Origin of the sequence: Myroides sp. A21, assembly GCF_000807225.1 — a bacterium.
In the GTDB taxonomy this organism is placed as follows: Bacteria; Bacteroidota; Bacteroidia; order Flavobacteriales; family Flavobacteriaceae; genus Flavobacterium; species Flavobacterium odoratimimum.
Genome location: NZ_CP010327.1, coordinates 1622639 through 1640173, shown reverse-complemented (window position 1 = coordinate 1640173; position 17535 = coordinate 1622639). Strand labels below are relative to the sequence as shown.

Sequence of the window (17535 nt, the reverse complement as noted above, 5' to 3'; positions counted from 1 at the left end):
AAACTATTGCTTAAGCCTTTCTATCTGTGTATTTATTGTAAGAAGATAATCTTTCTTTAAATCCTCTGATAAGAACGATTTATTGATAAGCTCCACTGCTTTTTTATTCCATCCTTCTATTCTAGAAAACACATTGTTTACCTGTTTTTTATTCAACTTCAATACTTCTGCAAAGCGTTCAAAGTATGCTCTATTTTGATTCTTCTTTTTACCTCCTAAGTTTAAGGCAAAGTCATCCTTATCTTTAGGCAGAACTATTTTTACATTTAGCAAATCATACGCAGGTGATAATCCCCACACATTATCTATACATAACATAGAGAAGTTCTTTAAGTGCATATTATTATTCCCTATAATAAAATTAAAAACAGCCAACTCAAAGAAACGCATCTTATCTAATGCTGTATAAGATGATAATTCTCCTATCTCCTTACCCACTTGCTCCATTGTGCCAAGATACTTATCTTCTAATTCTAGGATCTGCAAGAAATCAATCATGTGCAGTTTTTTGCTATTTGCAGTTCTATCCACTCTTTTTGTTATATAACACAACTCTCCTGATGCCATTCTAATTAAGCTAGAAGACACTACGTTGATATCAAACAACTCTGCCAAACGCATAGACAAATGAACTGCTGCCCATACTTCTCTATGTACTCTACTAGATATTCGAATACATATTCTCCCTGATCAGTCTCCGTTAATACTCCTGCATTAACAGAATCATACTTAATTAATGCCCTTCTCATAATTCCTTAGTATTTATAGGCCCTAGAGTATGTCCAAACATGATAAGTACTTCATTTACCTTAGCTAAGCTTAAATTATCTTTCCCTTGCTCTATCTTTCTAATAACAGTCAATGCAACTCCAGCCTTATCAGCTAACTGCTCTTGTGTTAAACCAACCCTTTTGCGATGTTCTTTAACAAACTCTCCTAATGATGTGCTCATATACTCCAGAATTAAATACAATGAAAATCTTAACTCATATTATATGCAATAACATATAATTATACACAAATATACAAAACTATATGCAATTACATATAATCCACCTCTAAAACATCATTTTATATGCAATAACGTATAATACAGACAAAAGCAACTCTCTAATAGCGATAGGATAATCCAATAATACAGTATGTTACTACCTAATAATTGCTATTTTTGCATAAAACGAAAAGGAATTATGCTTGGATTAAAACTATTAACAGACCCTCGATGGGCAGATATCGCTGAGTCTAACTTAGAAGAGATATTAACGGACCACTGTTGGTGCGAACAAAAGGCAGCTACGAATGCCATAACATTGATTACGTATAACTCAGAGCACGAAGACTTAGTGACTGCGATGACGGAGATTGCTATCGAAGAGATGCAACACTTCCAGATGGTACATAACATCATTAAAGAACGTGGATACACACTAGGTAGAGAACGCAAAGATGACTATGTAGGTCAGCTGTATAAATTCTCTAAGAAAGACGGTAGCCGTAATGAGTGCTTCATTGATAAACTATTATTCGCTGCGATGATAGAAGCGAGAAGTTGTGAACGTTTTAGAACACTATCTCAAAACATCAAAGATGAAGAGTTAGCAAAGTTCTATCATGAACTGATGGTATCAGAAGCAAATCACTATACTACATTCTTAAAGTTCGCTAAGAAATACACAGAGAAAGTAGATGTAGACAAACGTTGGAAAGAATGGCTTGAGTTCGAAGGAGAACTAATCCAATCTTACGGAAACAAAGAACACATACACGGATAATAGTAAAGAGCTTCAGCTAATAAACTGAGGCTCTTTACTTTTACAATATCTAGAACCCCATTTTTAACTTTGGATATACACTATCATTCCCACTAAGGCGTATTTTGATATTCAGATTAAAACCTTTTATTACAGGTATCCTATCCTCGTTAAAGGGGATACCGTATCCCAGTCCTATATCCATCAAGTTTAATAATGATATACCTACTTGTGGTTGTACATATTTAGTAGAAGTTTTTGCTCCATAGAACAATAATCCGTTGCTTTTAGTAATATCCACATACGGCAACCAATGCCATTCCTTGTGATAAGGAGTTGCCAATACACCACCTCCTACAAAAAGCCATTTTTCATCAGAACTCAATACATCATACTCCACTCCTAACTGAATCATGCTATGCGTTCCTTGATTATACCCTACGTTAAATATAGGTTTATAATCAGAATTACTGCGCTGCCCCCAGCCTACTACAGTCATAAGGCAAACTCCTAAAACAATACTTAATTTACTCAGCATAAGAATTCTATATTTTTAGAAAACATCAAATCAATTATACACTAATATAACGACTAAAATAGTATATTCCCTTTTGCACTAAATATTTTGAAATACAAAAAGAAAATTAATAATGACTAACGTTCTAAAAAGAACTATTTTCTTTTTATGAAAACACAGTATATATGCAAAGATAAAGAGAGCCTGAGTTATCCCCAGGCTCTTCTTTATTCATCCTCACACAGCCTACACTACACTTAAGAAAGCACTTGTACTGCTATACTTCTTAGCTTCATCTACTATGATTAGCCACACTGAGTTATTCTTAGCCCACTCAGCAGGGATATTAGCAGAGATAGTCCCTGCCTTACGATTAGCCTGATTCTCTATCACGTAGAACTGGTTAGCATCTTGATTATACACCACGAAGACCATATCATCTTTCTCCTTTGCCAATCCTATTCCCACATCAGACTTCCAATTCACAGTAAGTTTAGCATTCTCTATCTTCACATCGCTTACGATAGGCACAGGCAACACCCCTTTAGTGATCACTACCTTAGCGTAGTCTATTGCTAAGTCACCATCTTTCTCTATTACCGTTTCTAATAACTGATAAGACATCGCTAAGTTGGTTCTAGACTTAGCCCCTTGATACTCTCCGAAATACTTCCCTGTCAATTGATTCAACGGAGATAAGAACTCTGCTACTAATTTAAACTTTGCACGTTGTTTTAACTGTCCTTCCGTTGCAGGTTTACCACTCTTTTTTGGCAAGCTTCGGATAATGTTTTTACCTCTCCAGTTTACCCCTACTACAGTACCTACTTTTCCTTGTACTCCTCCTAAAATTCCTTTTTTAATTTCTGCCATGATTTCTAATTTTTTAAAATGGTTATTAATTATGATATCAGATTATTACTCAGTAGCTACTCTATCGCTTAATCTTCTGATACAAATCTATTTCATATCAAAAACTTTATTTTAAATCATGACTTTTTTAACCACACATGACCTATTCTAGTCACTTATGGTCGCATATAGTGGGACACTATACGCCACTTCTTACATCAGATCTACACCTAAACTAGTAGATACAGAAAAGCCTTACTAGTATAAAACAGTAAGGCTCTTCTTCCCTTTAAAAAAAATGTAAACAATTCTTCTTTCTATAACGTTACTCTCTTAGAATTTCTTAACAGCTTCTGTTGTAGTAAAATATCCATTAAATAATAACTTCATCTCCTTATCGCCAAAGGCTTTAAAATCAAATACCCCTTGACTCTCAACACCTTTCTTTCCAGCACCAACCCCATTATTTGGTATTACTAATCCTTTCGTTTTTAATGTAATATCAGTCAATCGATCTTCATTCACTTCATATGATTGGGCATCTTCCCCTTCTAACATCAAAAACACACTTCTTACGATCCAATCACTTGAATCACTTAAAGAAACACGTTGACCAAAATCAGTAATTTGATTCTTACTGTTCAATTTAATCGTCGGGTTTGGAATCCAAACTGTAATACTCATGTTATTAGCAGCTTCTCCATTTATATTCCAAACATTGATTTCTACAGCATTCATCGTTTTTCCATTTAAGAGATACACTCTGTCTTTAACCCCAGATTTATACTTATACTGGCTTACGTCAAAGGTTAACTCATGAACCTCATAGTTTTTACCTCCTATCCAGAAGTAACTCGTATCAGCTAACACCTCTACAGTGACCTTATTACTCTCCTTATAGCCTTCGCCACCTCTTGCTACGAAAGTGTACACACCTACCTCTGTCGGAGTATATTCAGCTCCCTCTATCTCTGTTCCACTCTCTACATGGTATATTTTAGCAGCTACAGTCTCTTTAAAATCATTTAATACGTCGAATACGATTTTGTTTCCCACGATTACCTTGCTCTCCTTTACCGATAGATTTATGTTTACATAAGCTTTCACTTTAATATCTACAACCTTGCTAGAAGTATACCCCGCCTTCTTCGCTACTACTTTAAAATCTCCTGGTTTCATAAACTCATATAGTGCATTCACCTGTGTCTCATTGATGAAGATTCTAGCACCTTTCACCTCTTCCCCTTTTTGGCTTTCTACCTTTATAGATACCTTATCACCTACGTAGTAGTTCTTCTGTTCAATTTTTACGACTAACTCACCTAATTTTTCATCATCTATCACAGCATTATCATCGCTACTACACGAAGCTAATAATGATAGACCTAGAAATAAAAATAAAATTCTCTTCATAACTTTTTTAACTAAATAATTTTAATTACAAATTAACAAAATTCACTTTTTATTAACTAAAACAAATCAAATATGGTACATAGCAATTGCGTATTTTTTAAACAAACCTCTCTAATTGATAGAATTTTAACGAAAAGAAAGCCTCTAGCAGAGAACAAATAATAACACTCATCACATATATCAGAACAATTAATTATACTATTCAAATATTTTACACACTACTTCTAACCGACAAGTAGTCAAATTCTTCTTTAAAAAAATATTTTACCAACTATTAATCAATTGATTAACAACTAAAAAAACTCTTTAAACCCTATTTTCAATCATTGTACTTATTATCATTACTTTCATTAGAAAATGATGAAGATAATTCCTATCTTCATCTAACGATAGAGCCAATAATTACTTACTTTTGTTATAATAAAACATTACTAATTCACCGATTATGAAGTTTATCCCTCTAGCAGAGATAAAGCACTTATTACCAGAGGACTGTTGGTATAAGCATGAGAATCTAGACTTGCCGATCTTATATTACGAAGGGCACCAGCAGTGGGAAGACCCACTAAACCTAGATACCATCTCTGCCCAACATTATACTGATGACCTTATCCCGTTTATTCTTATAAATGGCAATCTTACTGTACCCCAAATTTTCAATGCTAATACAGAGATTTCTACAGGACTCGTGGTACTAGGTAGCCTTACTACTAATAATATAGCAGTAGGAGGACAAGGTATCTATGTCAAAAGAAATCTAAAGGTAGCAGAGGTATTCTGGGGAGATTATAATCATGGAGAACTTATCGTAGGAGGTACCATACGCGCTAGACTGTTTATCAATACAGACTATGGTGTAGACGACTATCGCTTCAGTATGAAAGATCGCATAGAGATAGACTTCTTGCTAAACCATGACTTAGAACGAGACGTAGCAGAGCCTACAGTCCTATTCCATTTGATCAAACCAGAATTCTTATATAAACGAGAAGAACTAGATGACACCATATATTCTTGGGCAAATTGGTTGCGTACTGATGCTATTTTACAATCATTCGCTCAGAACCAATCCATTCTACTAGAAACGCCTAATCCTGCCTATGCAGATGAGAAGTCCCCATTTGCTTTTGCGAATAAGGAGGTGAACCTAGACAACCTAATGAAGCTAGCAGGTGGTAGCATCTTTAATCAAGATCATATCCCTACTGGAGAAGAGATCGTCATAGACTATGCAGAAGAAGATATGTATAAGCGTATCTCATTTACGAATGGAAACTCGTACACTACATCTGTGTACTTCCAGTACCAAGACTTATACGCAATGCTAGTCACCATAGAGAAGAAGAAGTCTCTACTTCCATTCTCTAAAGACTACGCCTTACAGACCTTCTATAGATACCCTACAGAGCTAGATCAGACTTGGCAGCCGATGGTGAATACCAGTATAGCCGAATCACTGACCATCGAATGGGAGAAGCTATTAGTAGAATACAGTGATATGATTGGTATCTATAATAAGAAACAGAAGATCATCACCGTAGCCAACTTTAACGACATCATGAAGCGCCCTGTCGTACAGCGACTAGGTCAGCGATACTATGAGAAGGAAGACTCTACGATATACTACTGTGGACAGCAGTGGAGATTCAGACTAGAGGACAGAGCTGCAGGTCATGCTCCACGTATCACCATACAAAACTACCTCGGCAAAGGTAAAAATGGAGAGAACCAATACGAGTACTTCCACTACGAGCTAGAGCAAGACCCTGACCCAAAAGGCAAGCCGTACATACAGCTGTATTACCAACGTGAGATCAGCCCAGATGCAGATGTATTCTTCTTAGAAGTATCTACCCGCAGACGTATGCTAAAAGCGATTAACTACTTCATCTACCTACAGAAGTACATCGAACGCGTATGGATAAAAGAAGAGGTCATCCTCACCGATGAAGAAATAAAACTACGCGAAGCTAAAGAGAGAGGTAACACCTATCTTAAAAGCATCCTAGGACACCGATAATAAAAAAACGAGACCAGTGGTCTCGTTTTTTGTATTACACTACTTTGCTTCATTAATTGTCTTGCGAACATCGGTATATTTAAAATAAATAAAAGAGCTCACTACATTAAATTCTAATGGTTTATCCTTAGTCGGTCCTGTTCCTAAAAAAAATACATATCCTTCATAACCTTTATCTAAGGTCTTCAATGTAAATCTTTCGTAGGTTTCATCAAACACCCTTTTATAATTATTACGAATTCTACTTATCTTTTGACTAGATAGATCTTTTTTAGACAAAACTACTTTATAATTATTCTCCTTACTTTCTCTATGAGGCAATAACTCAAATACCATTTTATCATCATCTTCAGTTAATGCCCCACTTTTAAATAACTTTAAGGGAGCATAAAAAATCTTATTATCAATAAATGGACTATGATTCAAACCATATCCGATACGTCTAAACAAATAACGATACTCACTTTTCTCTCCTAGTACCTCTATCTCAACATCTCTATTTCTTTCAAAACCAAGATAAAAATCAACGATTCTTTTTATAGAACTAACCTTACTATTTCTCTTACCGTCTTCTGGGTCAAAAGAAAGCTCATCATTATAACCTAATCTCATTTTCCCAGTAGTTGTTCCATCACTACTATTAGTAGTAATAGAATCAGCAATGATTTCAATAGGATCTTCAGCAACATCAGATAATACTAACTGTGATGGATAACCTACCACTTTTAATTCATTGACTGTTAACTTACGATCTTTAGCTTTACCTGTTAGTCCATATAGCAATGCTTCCTCACAATTGTCAACATGAGCTAACTTAGGATTAATACTAAAATACGGTATTTTTTTGTTCGTTAATTTGTAGCTATTAGCAACAACTTTTACTCTACATTTAGGGTCTGAGCATTGAAACGATAATTCCTCCTTAGTCCTTCCCTTCATTAACATAGGAAGTTCTTCTGCCCATACAATCTTCTGAGTATCTACTCGATAAGCTTTGTCCATATTACAGTTTTATACATTAATAAGACAAATAATAGACAATAGGCATACCAATTATATAAAAATCACATAATGTCATATTTACAAAGACAATAAATGTCGATATAGTTAATTTTCAAGACATTATGTCAAAAAAAATCTTATACCTAATTATAACTGACAAAGAGCTTATGTACTTATAAGGCACTACACTTCATTCTCAGGAATAACTCCATTCTCAAACAAATCAACACCATTATTAATCGCACGTATTTCTGATATTCCATCTAATCTAAAATGCCTAATTGCTCCATTTTTAAGTAAACAATTAGTCTCTAAAAGAATTACTATGTTTTTATCCTTAATAAGTTTAGATGATACTGATATACCTACTTCTCCTTTATCTTTACTAATAGTTACATTGCTATTTCCAAAAGAATTTATAAAAAATAAATTAGAACTATCTATAAATTCTTTTACTTCATTATCAGCTGCACTAATATCATCATTCAGCCACCCTAAGTTCTCAAATAAAGCTTCTTTCTTTTCATTTTCAATAACAAAAAAAATGTCCTTAATTTTAATAACTCTTTTTGTAAACCTATCCATTTTATCATTATACGAAATTTGATAATACTCATTCTCTCTAATAGGATAGCTTGTAATACCACTTAGGTAACCTTTATAAGCATAATCAGGGTAACTTGTTCCCCATAAAACACCATCCTTAATCTCCTTAATCTTTTTATTAATCAAAATAGATTCTTTACTGTTTTTTAGAAGGCTGTAAACTAAGGCTTCATAAAAATAATGTTTATACACAATACTTTCTATTTGTAATAGAGAATACTTCACTGATAATCCATCAGTCCCCTCTAAAACTAAAGGTTTTTTTAACTCAATTAAGTTAAATGAGTTACTTTCAATCTGTTCTTTATATTCACTCAACAAATCATTTGTAATTCCTTCTATTTTTAAGTCTATCAAATACAAATTTTCTATTCTAAATGATTCCTCAGAAAAAGTTTTACTCTGAGAGTTATACCACTTACATTTTAATTCAATTGCAGGTCCACCTGTATGACTACAAAATTTATCTTTCTCATCAATAAATTTACATCCAATAACAGTCATTACAGGAGGTAGGAACTCTAAATGATTTGTTTCTACCAAATCACCATTCTCTTTTGTTCTATTTATTTTATGTTTGAATAGTTCTAAGTCTACTGATTTCAATACAACCTGCTTATAAATATACTTTTCTTCAATATTTTTTCTTACTTCCTCAATAGTAGTACATTCAGAACCTAACTCTTTCAAAAAGGAGCGGCTTTCTTCTTTTCTTACATAAGAATCCCCACATTTTATCAACTCTTCTGCATTCATCCTTTTTGACACATACTTTCCATCTCTCGAATTGTAATAAATACATTCAACAAATTCTCCTGCTTTTCTACCAGTTTTAGTATTAAATTTTTCTCCTTCACCTTTCTTATTTACCACCATTATAGGAGTAGTATAATCAGCATACATTGCTATTTTAATTTCTTGATCATTTGCAGTATATGGATGTGTCTTATAAAAAACAACATCTCCTATTTTTAATGTCATATATTCTTATTTTCAGTTAGTAGTACACAAATATACTTATATTTGTACAGACTGCGAGTAAAAGTCATATTACTGTTGTGTGGATTAAAGATATCTTGTCTACTTTATAATAAAGAGATTATAGAGGTAAAGGAATCATAAATTTATTAAGATCCAAATCTTTCTTAATATTTATTTCTCGACCTCTACAGTTGTCATTAAACAACCAGGAGAGTAGAGAAGATATTATAAATGATATTGCTTCTAATAAACTATTTGTATCTAATGTAAATACAGTTGATAATATAAATTCCATAACTATTAATTTAGGGGTTAATAAACTATTAATTAATTTTGATACAAAGATAATCGTCAGTCCAATGACTCAGTTACTGGGTACTGATCCAACCTTAAGGTGTATGTAATATAAAAGACGTTATTGTTTACTCGCAGTTATTTTTTGATTAATATGGAAAAACCTATTTGGCTAAAAGAAAAAGGCTACTTACATTTATCTCCATCTTTACAAATAGGTAAAGATTACAAGCGAATTGTACAAATAATTCAAAATCCTCATTTCATTAGTACTTATGCTTTTTACCCCCTTATACATACTAATATTAGTGATAGAAAATATAAAAAAGGAAATAGTACAAAGCACACTACTGATGATAGGAGTCACACTCACTATGATATAAAGACTAAAGAACCTATACGCAATGCTAAAGTGCGCCCACTACATTATGCAAGTCACTTTGACTCATTAGTCTATAGTTATTACGCTTATCTATTGAATCAAAAATATATTGCAAAACTTGAAGAAGAACCTTTACTTAATCAAGCAATTACTGCCTATCGAAAAATATTAATTAGTAAAGAAAATTCTAGTGGCAAAAGTAATATCCACTTTGCGAAAGAGTGTTTTGACGAGATTAAGCATAGGGCGCTTGACTCAGAAGAAGTAATGGTACTAGCTTTTGACCTTAAAAGTTTCTTTTCAACACTAGATCACAAATATCTTAAAGAACGATGGGCATGGCTAATAAATGAACCAGTGCTTCCAAAAGATCATTACAATGTCTTTAAATCCTGTACTAACTTTAGTTATGTATTACTAGATAACTTACGATTAACTAAAACTAAAAAGGGAGGTAAAAAAAGAGGCTTTGATGAATCTAAGCTCTCAGACATACGCAAGAAGAAAGGTTACCGCTCTTTCTTCTATGACAATGTAGATTTTAGAAATCACATAAAAGAAGGTAAACTACCTGTCTTTAAGAATCACTTTTATCGAGAACTTAACAATGGTAAGAAGGTACAAATGGGAATACCACAAGGTCTTCCTATTAGTGCAACTCTTGCTAATCTCTACTTATATGAATTTGATTTAACAATTATAAATAATATCGTGAAACAACAAGGAGGATTCTATAGAAGGTATTCTGACGATATACTTATTATGTGCAAACCAAGTCAAGAAAAGCAGATTGAAGAATCTGTCCTTAACTTAATTAAAAGTTATCATATTCGTATTAGTGAAGAAAAGACAGAGAAATTCCTATTCAAAAAAGTAATCTTTAATAAGAATAAAGACACTCGTCTTGAATGTTTTAAAATAAAAAATATTGGTGATACGAATAAACTTGTACCTTCACATTTAACTTATTTAGGGTTCGAATTTAGAGGATATAATGTATGTATTAAATCTCCTAACTTATCTAAATATTACAGAAAAATCGTATCTACAATAAAAAGAAGAAGTAAAAGAACTTTAAGACTATTAGAAGAAAATTCAAATATTAAAACAACGTTATACCTAAATCAACTTAAAAAAGTCTACAATGTACCTATAAAACGACCTGATACTGAATTACAAGAGTTACGCACTTTAAAACGTAAACGTTATAGGCTAGTGAAACATATAGATGGATTCTTTCACTTTGAACATTTCGAAGTAAAAAATAAGAAACAGGCAAACTACTATAGCTACATTTTACGATGTAGTTCAACCTTTGGCACAAATAGCTTTAAAAGACAAGTACGCAAGAGAAAACACATAGCTTATACAGCTATAACAAAACACTTTACTTCTAATTTATAGAAATAAAGTGTTTTTACGTAAGCAACTTTAACTATTGCTCCTTTAGCTCTACTTTATACTTACCACCCATCTTTGATGATTCTCCAGTAATTATTAAAGTGTTATTTTCAAATTTATACTCTTGATAATCTGTATCAAAATCTAAATGAAAGTTATCAGGATGTATTATGTTTCCCTCTTCTAACGCAACTTTACCATACCCCATAGTATCTCTTCTAAATGTACAAGGAAGTACTTCTTGTTCTACTTTATTGTTATAATAGTAAGTTACTAATAATGCTTCGCAATAAATACTACTATTCCCTCTTTCTACTTTTTGTTTTTAAACAATTTACAAAGTCATAAAATGCAGATAAACTCATAATTAAAAATTTTAAACTTACATACAATAATAACCACTTTTTACACATAACCTTTACGGTATTCCGTAATCACCTCATTTTATTTAGGGAAGGTACATATCTGAAAGTCAAAAATGTATTAGTTACTAATATTCAACTGACTAAAAAGAAAAATCTATAAGAAATAAATCATCCATAAGCAGTGTTCACTCTACAATACGAGTGAGACCTTTCCTATCGTCAAGGTGACATATGGTATAGATAAAGAAAGGTGTCAACGCACTACAGTAGACGCAAAATATTGTGTCTCTACATACCTATAGGATGAAATAATAAATGCCATAGGCACACACTCCTAATTCTTAATTTTTAATTCCTAATTATAATATGAGACCTTTCCTATCGTCAAGATGACATACTACATGGATAAAGAAAGATGTCAACGCATTGCGGTAGACACAAAATATTGCAAGGCATATCAATGAGGAATAAACAATATCTGTCTATCACATGTAGGCATACATTATGTGACACGGATGATAATCCGTCTCTACTTTGATATACAAGACGTACATTATTCCTCATTATTCATTGTCAATTATTCATCACGTATAGTTTCAGGGTCTAACGCATGTGGCATACATTATGTGACACGGATGATGATCCGTCTCTACCTTTATATACAAGACGTACATTATTCCTCATTAAAACTAATTTCCCTTCATCACGTATAGCTTTACGGTGTATTGCATGGGTATTTTCTTACCTTTTAGAGAGGCAGGTTCCCAGGCGTTCATGGTTACTTTATCGATTAGTTGGATAAGGTGGACTTCCATCTCCTTGTCGAAGTCACTGCGCACTACCTCGATATAAGATGCAGTACCGTCAGGCTCTATCATAAAGTCAAAAATAACTGAGCGATCATAATCCACAGAATTAGTAGGAAATTTCTCCTTAAAGGCTTTGGTCAGATTGCGAGATAGCTGCTCGATACTGATGCGAGAGCGCACAGGAGTAGCCTCCTTACTATAGCTCTTGGTAGTCTGATCGCGGTTAGGAGGAGTGTTATCCTTCTTCACTTGAGCGGTGATATCAGTAGTAGTCAGTAGTGTAAGCACAGTAGATACTAGTAGTATTTTCTTTTTCATAAACAATTTGTTTCGTGCGATTTAGCGCTGTGTTTTTATTTCTTTTTAGCAATACCTAATTAACTGTGATATCCCCTATTTATTATATCGTAGTTCAACATTCTCAGTATGTACTCTTAAATTAATAAGACTAACACATATATATATTCGCGATATAGCCTATCTTTAGCTTTACATATATAATCAAACGCAACTATGAATAGATTTATCCTACTTATCGCTACACTATTCTGTACAATATCTTATGGGCAGACGGTCAGTGACACGCCTCTATCGGAGATCACGGCTACTTATCTAGAGGTAACCGTAACTGTACCTACCCTATCAAGTAAGCATTATGCCAATATAAACTACGGGCAAAAGGCAAAAAATAAGCAACTCAAAAATGATGATGGTACACCCATGATTTTTAATTCAGATATCGATATCATGAACTATCTAGATGGCAAAGGGTATGAATTGATTCACATCAACACGCTCGTTGTCGACGGAGCTAATCATCTCTACTATTTATTTAGAAAGAAGAAGTCCACTGTGTGTACATGTACCTCATCTACTCCTATGATGCCAACATTGGGATAGCCTAATCCTTCCTGATTCTCATCTCCTCTATCTCTAGGTGGAGCGATGCGCTATGCCTATAAATGAACAGATATGGAGATAATGACTCTAAAATCCCTTTTTGACTCAGTATGCCTGACTGAAACTAAAACAACACACTGATAATCAAACTACAACAAGATTTCATTTTTATCTCGTTCGGAAACTATTCGGAGAGTAGCAGTGATTACTTGGATTAGAAGGTGTTTTACCGAACTATGGTCATTCTCTATCCGAACCATCTCCTTACTTCATCAATAGTTGATCTGAACTATCTCTACCTCATCGCACAAAAAAATAGCGATATAGGCTTTCTTCTACATCGCTATAGCCGTCTCTTAGTATCTACTGATCGCCTCTAGCACCTCTTGTTCATCTAGATTTGTATACTCACAGAACTCCGTGTAGCTGACATAAGCTTCCTTAGGTTTGCGGTAGACTGTCTTGATCTTTCGCAACAGTCTTAGCGACGTAGAATAACTCTTACCCGTGATAAGCATGACATCTTTTGGGTAAATACAAAATCTCGTTGGTTTTCTTCTCATAACATTTTACTTTTTTGATGGGTTTATAATCAGGGCACAAGATAGCATAAGCGGTCAAAAAAAGCAGATGAGTCCATCTCTAGTCCAATTATTGAACCATGTAATCAAACAAGAACAATGTTTCGAATACAAATGCACTTCTCTCGCTTTTGGCAATATTTGAATAGTTACATTAATCTGGTTTAAAAACGGTATTTATCCTTTTATTTCTTCTAGTAAAACAAGCCTTATAGCTGATTAAATAAGGTATTATAACCATTTATAAACTACCTAAAACCAAAACCTCCTATAATCGAAACTTTGTTTATAAATTGTATTTTTAAATGGAATCTCTTTTTTAAATTTGATACTATTCTAAAGCTATTTATCAACTTAAAAAAGACAATATGAAAAACATCAATTACATCAAGCATCTCAACTTTTGGTTCGAATTACTAAAGGATAATCCTGCTGTAAAACCAACCCATGTTAGCTTATACATCGCCTTATTCCAGCAGTGGAACCTCAACCATTTTACAGAAACATTTATTATCAACCGTCCTGAACTAATGAGCTTGAGCAAAATAGGGAGCGAGACTACGTACAGTAAGTGCCTCCAAGAGATGGTGGACTGGGGATGGATAGTCTATACACCGTCTACGTCTAGCTATAGCAACTCTGTGATGAAGATCATCTATACTCTGGATATCATAGAGCGACACAAGAAAATAAAGAAGGCTAAGTCTGACACGTCTAGTCCAAAAAATGGTACAGTGCACCAGTCCACTACTTGTCCCGAAAGTGGGACACTAGAGGAGGTCAGCACTTGTCCCGAAAGTGGGACAAGTCGTGGACTAGTAGTGGGACACATATATAAAACTATAAACAATAAACAAAAACATATAAATATAAATAATTCAACAATTTCAAAATATGATGAAGCGCTATAAAACTAATTTAGAAGACACATACGATTTGGTTGAGAGAACGAAGCAGTATGATTTTAATACCTGCTTATCTTATATCCTCGAAAGAGGAAAAAAGTTATATGGGGAAGAGTTTATCATTAATCCGTTTCACAAAGATGCACTGTACAAAGTGCTTATCTATGCCATAGAAGATCACGCTACACTAGAGAGATTAGATTTATCGCTAGATAAAGGATTGCTCATCATGGGGGCTCCTAGTAGTGGCAAGACTGCTGTGATGCAGCTGGTCAAACCTTTTTTCTCTAGAAAGAAACAGTATGATATCAAGACGTGTCGCTCACTCGCTCATGACTTTATGCAGAGAGGATTCGAGACGACTACACGATACGAAAACATCAATGCAAAACCCTTCTGCCTAGATAACCTTGGCAAAGAACAAGTGGCAAAACACTACGGGTACGCCTGTGAGGTAGTTACGAATATCATCGAGAGTCACTATGAGCAACGCTTTGATCAGATGTACCCTCGCATACATATCACTACCTCACTCTCTCCTACTGAGATAGAGGATAGATATGGACAACACTTTCGCAAGATGCTACAACAGCTCTTCAATGTTATCGTGATAAAGTGATGGGAATTGGGGAACGGGGAACAGAGTTTGGAAAATAGGGTATTGGGAATGAGAGGGAAAACAATACATTATGTCTAAATGTTTTGATATCAGCATTCCTTATCTATGCAGGTTGCCATCATGATGATAGTACAATTCATTTGTGGAGTTAGAGAGATAGTAGGCTTAAGTCGTTCTTTGCATTCGTTAAGAAACAAAAAAGCCAAAAGGAAGTATCCTTTTGGCTTTTCAAATGTTCAAAATAATTAACCTTATCACTTACACTTACTATATGAACATTAGATAACAAACTTACGATAATCAAACGAGTCTAAACTAATAGTACCTCTATCTTTCAGACAATGAAAGATTCTTTTTCACAGCAATAATAATTTTCAAAATGCTAATATAGACATATATTCAAATATATTTTAACATTTTAAACAAAAAATAATTATTTATTTAACATTATGAAATAATTAATTCAGTATGAGGTGTTTATGTTTATAATCTGTGATACGTTGTGTGGCTATACATCATCGGCTGTATGTAATACAGCCCTACGATGGGGTTGAATAGACGTGGGATGTCGTTGAATAGATTATCTCTAATCACCTCCGCAACCTCCACAGCTACTACCACATGAGCTACCTGAGTCGCTACTATAGGTGTTATGAGAGCTACTACTAGAGCTACTAGAGTCTGTACCCCAACTATTGCTAGAATCAAATACATTATTGTGCTTACTATTCGATAATATAACTGTGGTAGTTAGAGCTGCTCCTAGAGCCGCCATACCTCCCTCTACATAAGACCACTGCCAGTTGTTCTCTTTTGCTTTCTTAGGGATAATTCTTGACTGATAATAGGCTAAAACACCTTTTTCGATTAAGCTAGATGATACTGCACTTATAGTAGCGATGGTAGTTACAACCATCACGATAGTCAATATAGAAATAAGAAACACAGGTTTATCTCTACTAATACCAATAACTATACGCATAAATGCTAAAAAAGACATACCACCTAATGTAACAAGTAGTTGAATAATCAATTGGTTAATTTTATTTGAGTTACGGATATAACTAAACAGTGCATCTATAACAATCTTGTTATTCATAAAGACGGGTTTAGTCTTCAGCATATTCACTAAATCCTCATAATCTCTTATATCTGTTTCTTCTATACCTTTTAGTACAGCAGCCTGTTCACGGTTTTTCACAATACGACTCTGTATCAATCTAATTCTACCTTTAGGTTCTAGCTTTAAATTCTTCTGTTCTATCAATTCGTGAAATGTTCCTATCACACCTTCACTAACTCCTCTATTCTTTAGATACAACACTTCATAAGGATGTAGATTAAAGATAAATGACTCGTAACTACTATCTGTAATAATCTCTTGAATCCTAGTCTTACTATGGCGAACCATAAATATATATAACCCAATAAAGATAATTATACAAAATGGTAAGAATACTTCACTACTAATCTCTCGATAAATAGCGCGCAAAGGATAAAATAAAATAATAGAGAGTGCTATAACAAGTACTAATGATGTCCCTAATAGTCCATTATCACTTAGCTTAGATTTCTTTAATCGAAGGCTGTCATACATCGTGCGATACTCCCATATCTCTTTAGGTTGTTCTCCGAATGCTTTAGTATAGAGGGTGGTGGTCTGTTCTTTTGCTTCTCTAAATTTGTCTATCTCTGTACGGTTATGTGTAGAAGGGATATGCTGTATATCCTTTCCTAACAGCTTACAGAAGCGATTATAGCTCTGTGTGAAGATAAGGTGCTGATGCCATACGATATCGACAATATCTGATGGGGAGACCATCTGATTAGAAGTGGCAGCGAGATACATAAACTTCTTGTATTCTAGTATAGCTGATTCTGTAAAATGCTTAGTCCATAAGTTCTCTTTCGCTAAGCGCAATACGAATCCATACTCATCTGTCCATTTATCTAGTTGGAACGCTTCTATCTTTGCCCAAAGTTCTTTATTCATTCTCTTCTCGAGTTTAAGTAATATAGAGTTGGGGGCTTCTATATGTGTTATCAGAACTAAATGTAAGAAGAAAAAGTTAAACCCCTTTCTCTAATCACAACAATCTAACTCATATTCTAATGACCTTTGTTAAAAAACAGAGAA

The 17535-nt window shown here is 33.9% G+C and carries 17 protein-coding genes; 5 read left to right on the top strand and 12 right to left on the bottom strand.

Going from position 1 to position 17535, the window contains the following annotated elements; translation table 11 throughout:
• Positions 1 to 3 precede the first annotated feature (3 nt).
• From MYRA21_RS07555 to MYRA21_RS07550, 3 genes are read right to left on the bottom strand one after another with little or no spacing between them, the layout of a single operon-like run.
• Positions 4 to 621 carry a HipA domain-containing protein gene (locus MYRA21_RS07555; RefSeq protein ID WP_006257544.1) on the bottom strand — a complete coding sequence of 206 codons (618 nt, stop codon included), beginning with the start codon at positions 619 to 621 and terminating at the stop codon, positions 4 to 6.
• Positions 588 to 749 carry a hypothetical protein gene (locus tag MYRA21_RS19145; RefSeq protein WP_006257545.1) on the bottom strand — a complete coding sequence of 54 codons (162 nt, stop codon included), beginning with the start codon at positions 747 to 749 and terminating at the stop codon, positions 588 to 590. The genes MYRA21_RS07555 and MYRA21_RS19145 overlap by 34 nt, the downstream gene beginning before the upstream one ends.
• Entirely contained in the window at positions 746 to 952 is a 207-nt protein-coding gene (locus MYRA21_RS07550; protein ID WP_006257546.1) for a type II toxin-antitoxin system Y4mF family antitoxin, read from the bottom strand. Before MYRA21_RS07550 ends, MYRA21_RS19145 begins: the two co-directional genes overlap by 4 nt.
• 238 nt (positions 953 to 1190) lie before the next feature.
• Between MYRA21_RS07550 and MYRA21_RS07545 the strand changes: the two genes are divergently transcribed.
• Entirely contained in the window at positions 1191 to 1772 is a 582-nt protein-coding gene (locus MYRA21_RS07545; RefSeq protein ID WP_006257547.1) for a tRNA-(ms[2]io[6]A)-hydroxylase, read from the top strand.
• Between the two features lie 49 nt (positions 1773 to 1821).
• Here the strand turns inward: MYRA21_RS07545 and MYRA21_RS07540 are convergent, their stop codons facing one another.
• The 3 genes from MYRA21_RS07540 to MYRA21_RS07530 all read right to left on the bottom strand — a co-directional run bounded on the left by MYRA21_RS07540 (position 1822) and on the right by MYRA21_RS07530 (position 4533).
• The gene (locus MYRA21_RS07540) at positions 1822 to 2289 is read right to left on the bottom strand and encodes a hypothetical protein (RefSeq protein WP_006257548.1); all 468 of its coding nucleotides are present in this window, start codon (positions 2287 to 2289) and stop codon (positions 1822 to 1824) included.
• Positions 2290 to 2514: 225 nt separating this feature from the next.
• Positions 2515 to 3141, bottom strand: coding sequence for a DUF6266 family protein (locus MYRA21_RS07535; RefSeq protein ID WP_006257549.1), 627 nt, complete (start codon positions 3139 to 3141; stop codon positions 2515 to 2517).
• A 312-nt stretch (positions 3142 to 3453) separates the two neighbouring features.
• The gene (locus MYRA21_RS07530) at positions 3454 to 4533 is read right to left on the bottom strand and encodes a hypothetical protein (RefSeq protein ID WP_006257550.1); all 1080 of its coding nucleotides are present in this window, start codon (positions 4531 to 4533) and stop codon (positions 3454 to 3456) included.
• Between the two features lie 445 nt (positions 4534 to 4978).
• Between MYRA21_RS07530 and MYRA21_RS07525 the strand changes: the two genes are divergently transcribed.
• Positions 4979 to 6553: a hypothetical protein gene (locus MYRA21_RS07525; RefSeq protein ID WP_039328788.1), complete on the top strand. Its 1575-nt coding sequence runs from the start codon at positions 4979 to 4981 to the stop codon at positions 6551 to 6553.
• Between the two features lie 39 nt (positions 6554 to 6592).
• On the opposite strand, the gene MYRA21_RS07520 is transcribed toward MYRA21_RS07525, so the two are convergent.
• Together MYRA21_RS07520 and MYRA21_RS07515 are read right to left on the bottom strand one after the other, a co-directional pair.
• A complete protein-coding gene (locus MYRA21_RS07520; RefSeq protein ID WP_006257553.1) occupies positions 6593 to 7555 on the bottom strand; it encodes a hypothetical protein in 963 nt (320 codons plus the stop codon).
• A 183-nt stretch (positions 7556 to 7738) separates the two neighbouring features.
• On the bottom strand, positions 7739 to 9142 hold the full coding sequence (locus tag MYRA21_RS07515; RefSeq protein WP_006257554.1) for a hypothetical protein: 1404 nt from the start codon (positions 9140 to 9142) through the stop codon (positions 7739 to 7741).
• Between the two features lie 448 nt (positions 9143 to 9590).
• Between MYRA21_RS07515 and MYRA21_RS07510 the strand changes: the two genes are divergently transcribed.
• Positions 9591 to 11222 (top strand): reverse transcriptase domain-containing protein, encoded by a 1632-nt coding sequence (locus MYRA21_RS07510; RefSeq protein ID WP_006257556.1) that lies wholly within the window; start codon positions 9591 to 9593, stop codon positions 11220 to 11222.
• A gap of 31 nt (positions 11223 to 11253) precedes the next feature.
• Here MYRA21_RS07510 and MYRA21_RS19080 read toward each other — a convergent pair whose 3' ends face one another.
• Positions 11254 to 11427: a hypothetical protein gene (locus MYRA21_RS19080; protein ID WP_006257557.1), complete on the bottom strand. Its 174-nt coding sequence runs from the start codon at positions 11425 to 11427 to the stop codon at positions 11254 to 11256.
• An 846-nt stretch (positions 11428 to 12273) separates the two neighbouring features.
• On the bottom strand, positions 12274 to 12711 hold the full coding sequence (locus MYRA21_RS07505) for a hypothetical protein (RefSeq protein WP_006257558.1): 438 nt from the start codon (positions 12709 to 12711) through the stop codon (positions 12274 to 12276).
• A gap of 195 nt (positions 12712 to 12906) precedes the next feature.
• On the opposite strand from MYRA21_RS07505, the gene MYRA21_RS07500 reads away from it, so the two are divergent.
• Positions 12907 to 13293, top strand: a complete 387-nt coding sequence (locus MYRA21_RS07500) for a hypothetical protein (protein WP_006257559.1) — start codon at positions 12907 to 12909, stop codon at positions 13291 to 13293.
• Positions 13294 to 13649: 356 nt separating this feature from the next.
• Here MYRA21_RS07500 and MYRA21_RS18745 read toward each other — a convergent pair whose 3' ends face one another.
• Complete coding sequence (locus MYRA21_RS18745; RefSeq protein ID WP_006257560.1) at positions 13650 to 13856, bottom strand: hypothetical protein; 207 nt, start codon at positions 13854 to 13856, stop codon at positions 13650 to 13652.
• A 912-nt stretch (positions 13857 to 14768) separates the two neighbouring features.
• On the opposite strand from MYRA21_RS18745, the gene MYRA21_RS07490 reads away from it, so the two are divergent.
• A complete protein-coding gene (locus MYRA21_RS07490) occupies positions 14769 to 15398 on the top strand; it encodes a hypothetical protein (protein WP_006257562.1) in 630 nt (209 codons plus the stop codon).
• A gap of 586 nt (positions 15399 to 15984) precedes the next feature.
• Here the strand turns inward: MYRA21_RS07490 and MYRA21_RS07485 are convergent.
• Positions 15985 to 17391, bottom strand: coding sequence for a glycine-rich domain-containing protein-like (locus MYRA21_RS07485; protein ID WP_006257563.1), 1407 nt, complete (start codon positions 17389 to 17391; stop codon positions 15985 to 15987).
• Positions 17392 to 17535 lie beyond the last annotated feature (144 nt).

Excerpts from the sequence above, each read along its gene's own strand:
- MYRA21_RS07555 (WP_006257544.1), bottom strand. The coding sequence starts at position 621 with ATGCGTTTGGCAGAGTTGTTTGATATCAACGTAGTGTCTTCTAGCTTA.
- MYRA21_RS19145 (WP_006257545.1), bottom strand. The coding sequence starts at position 749 with ATGAGAAGGGCATTAATTAAGTATGATTCTGTTAATGCAGGAGTATTA.
- MYRA21_RS07550 (WP_006257546.1), bottom strand. The coding sequence starts at position 952 with ATGAGCACATCATTAGGAGAGTTTGTTAAAGAACATCGCAAAAGGGTT.
- MYRA21_RS07545 (WP_006257547.1), top strand. The coding sequence starts at position 1,191 with ATGCTTGGATTAAAACTATTAACAGACCCTCGATGGGCAGATATCGCT.
- MYRA21_RS07540 (WP_006257548.1), bottom strand. The coding sequence starts at position 2,289 with ATGCTGAGTAAATTAAGTATTGTTTTAGGAGTTTGCCTTATGACTGTA.
- MYRA21_RS07535 (WP_006257549.1), bottom strand. The coding sequence starts at position 3,141 with ATGGCAGAAATTAAAAAAGGAATTTTAGGAGGAGTACAAGGAAAAGTA.
- MYRA21_RS07530 (WP_006257550.1), bottom strand. The coding sequence starts at position 4,533 with ATGAAGAGAATTTTATTTTTATTTCTAGGTCTATCATTATTAGCTTCG.
- MYRA21_RS07525 (WP_039328788.1), top strand. The coding sequence starts at position 4,979 with ATGAAGTTTATCCCTCTAGCAGAGATAAAGCACTTATTACCAGAGGAC.
- MYRA21_RS07520 (WP_006257553.1), bottom strand. The coding sequence starts at position 7,555 with ATGGACAAAGCTTATCGAGTAGATACTCAGAAGATTGTATGGGCAGAA.
- MYRA21_RS07515 (WP_006257554.1), bottom strand. The coding sequence starts at position 9,142 with ATGACATTAAAAATAGGAGATGTTGTTTTTTATAAGACACATCCATAT.
- MYRA21_RS07510 (WP_006257556.1), top strand. The coding sequence starts at position 9,591 with ATGGAAAAACCTATTTGGCTAAAAGAAAAAGGCTACTTACATTTATCT.
- MYRA21_RS19080 (WP_006257557.1), bottom strand. The coding sequence starts at position 11,427 with ATGGGGTATGGTAAAGTTGCGTTAGAAGAGGGAAACATAATACATCCT.
- MYRA21_RS07505 (WP_006257558.1), bottom strand. The coding sequence starts at position 12,711 with ATGAAAAAGAAAATACTACTAGTATCTACTGTGCTTACACTACTGACT.
- MYRA21_RS07500 (WP_006257559.1), top strand. The coding sequence starts at position 12,907 with ATGAATAGATTTATCCTACTTATCGCTACACTATTCTGTACAATATCT.
- MYRA21_RS18745 (WP_006257560.1), bottom strand. The coding sequence starts at position 13,856 with ATGAGAAGAAAACCAACGAGATTTTGTATTTACCCAAAAGATGTCATG.
- MYRA21_RS07490 (WP_006257562.1), top strand. The coding sequence starts at position 14,769 with ATGATGAAGCGCTATAAAACTAATTTAGAAGACACATACGATTTGGTT.
- MYRA21_RS07485 (WP_006257563.1), bottom strand. The coding sequence starts at position 17,391 with ATGAATAAAGAACTTTGGGCAAAGATAGAAGCGTTCCAACTAGATAAA.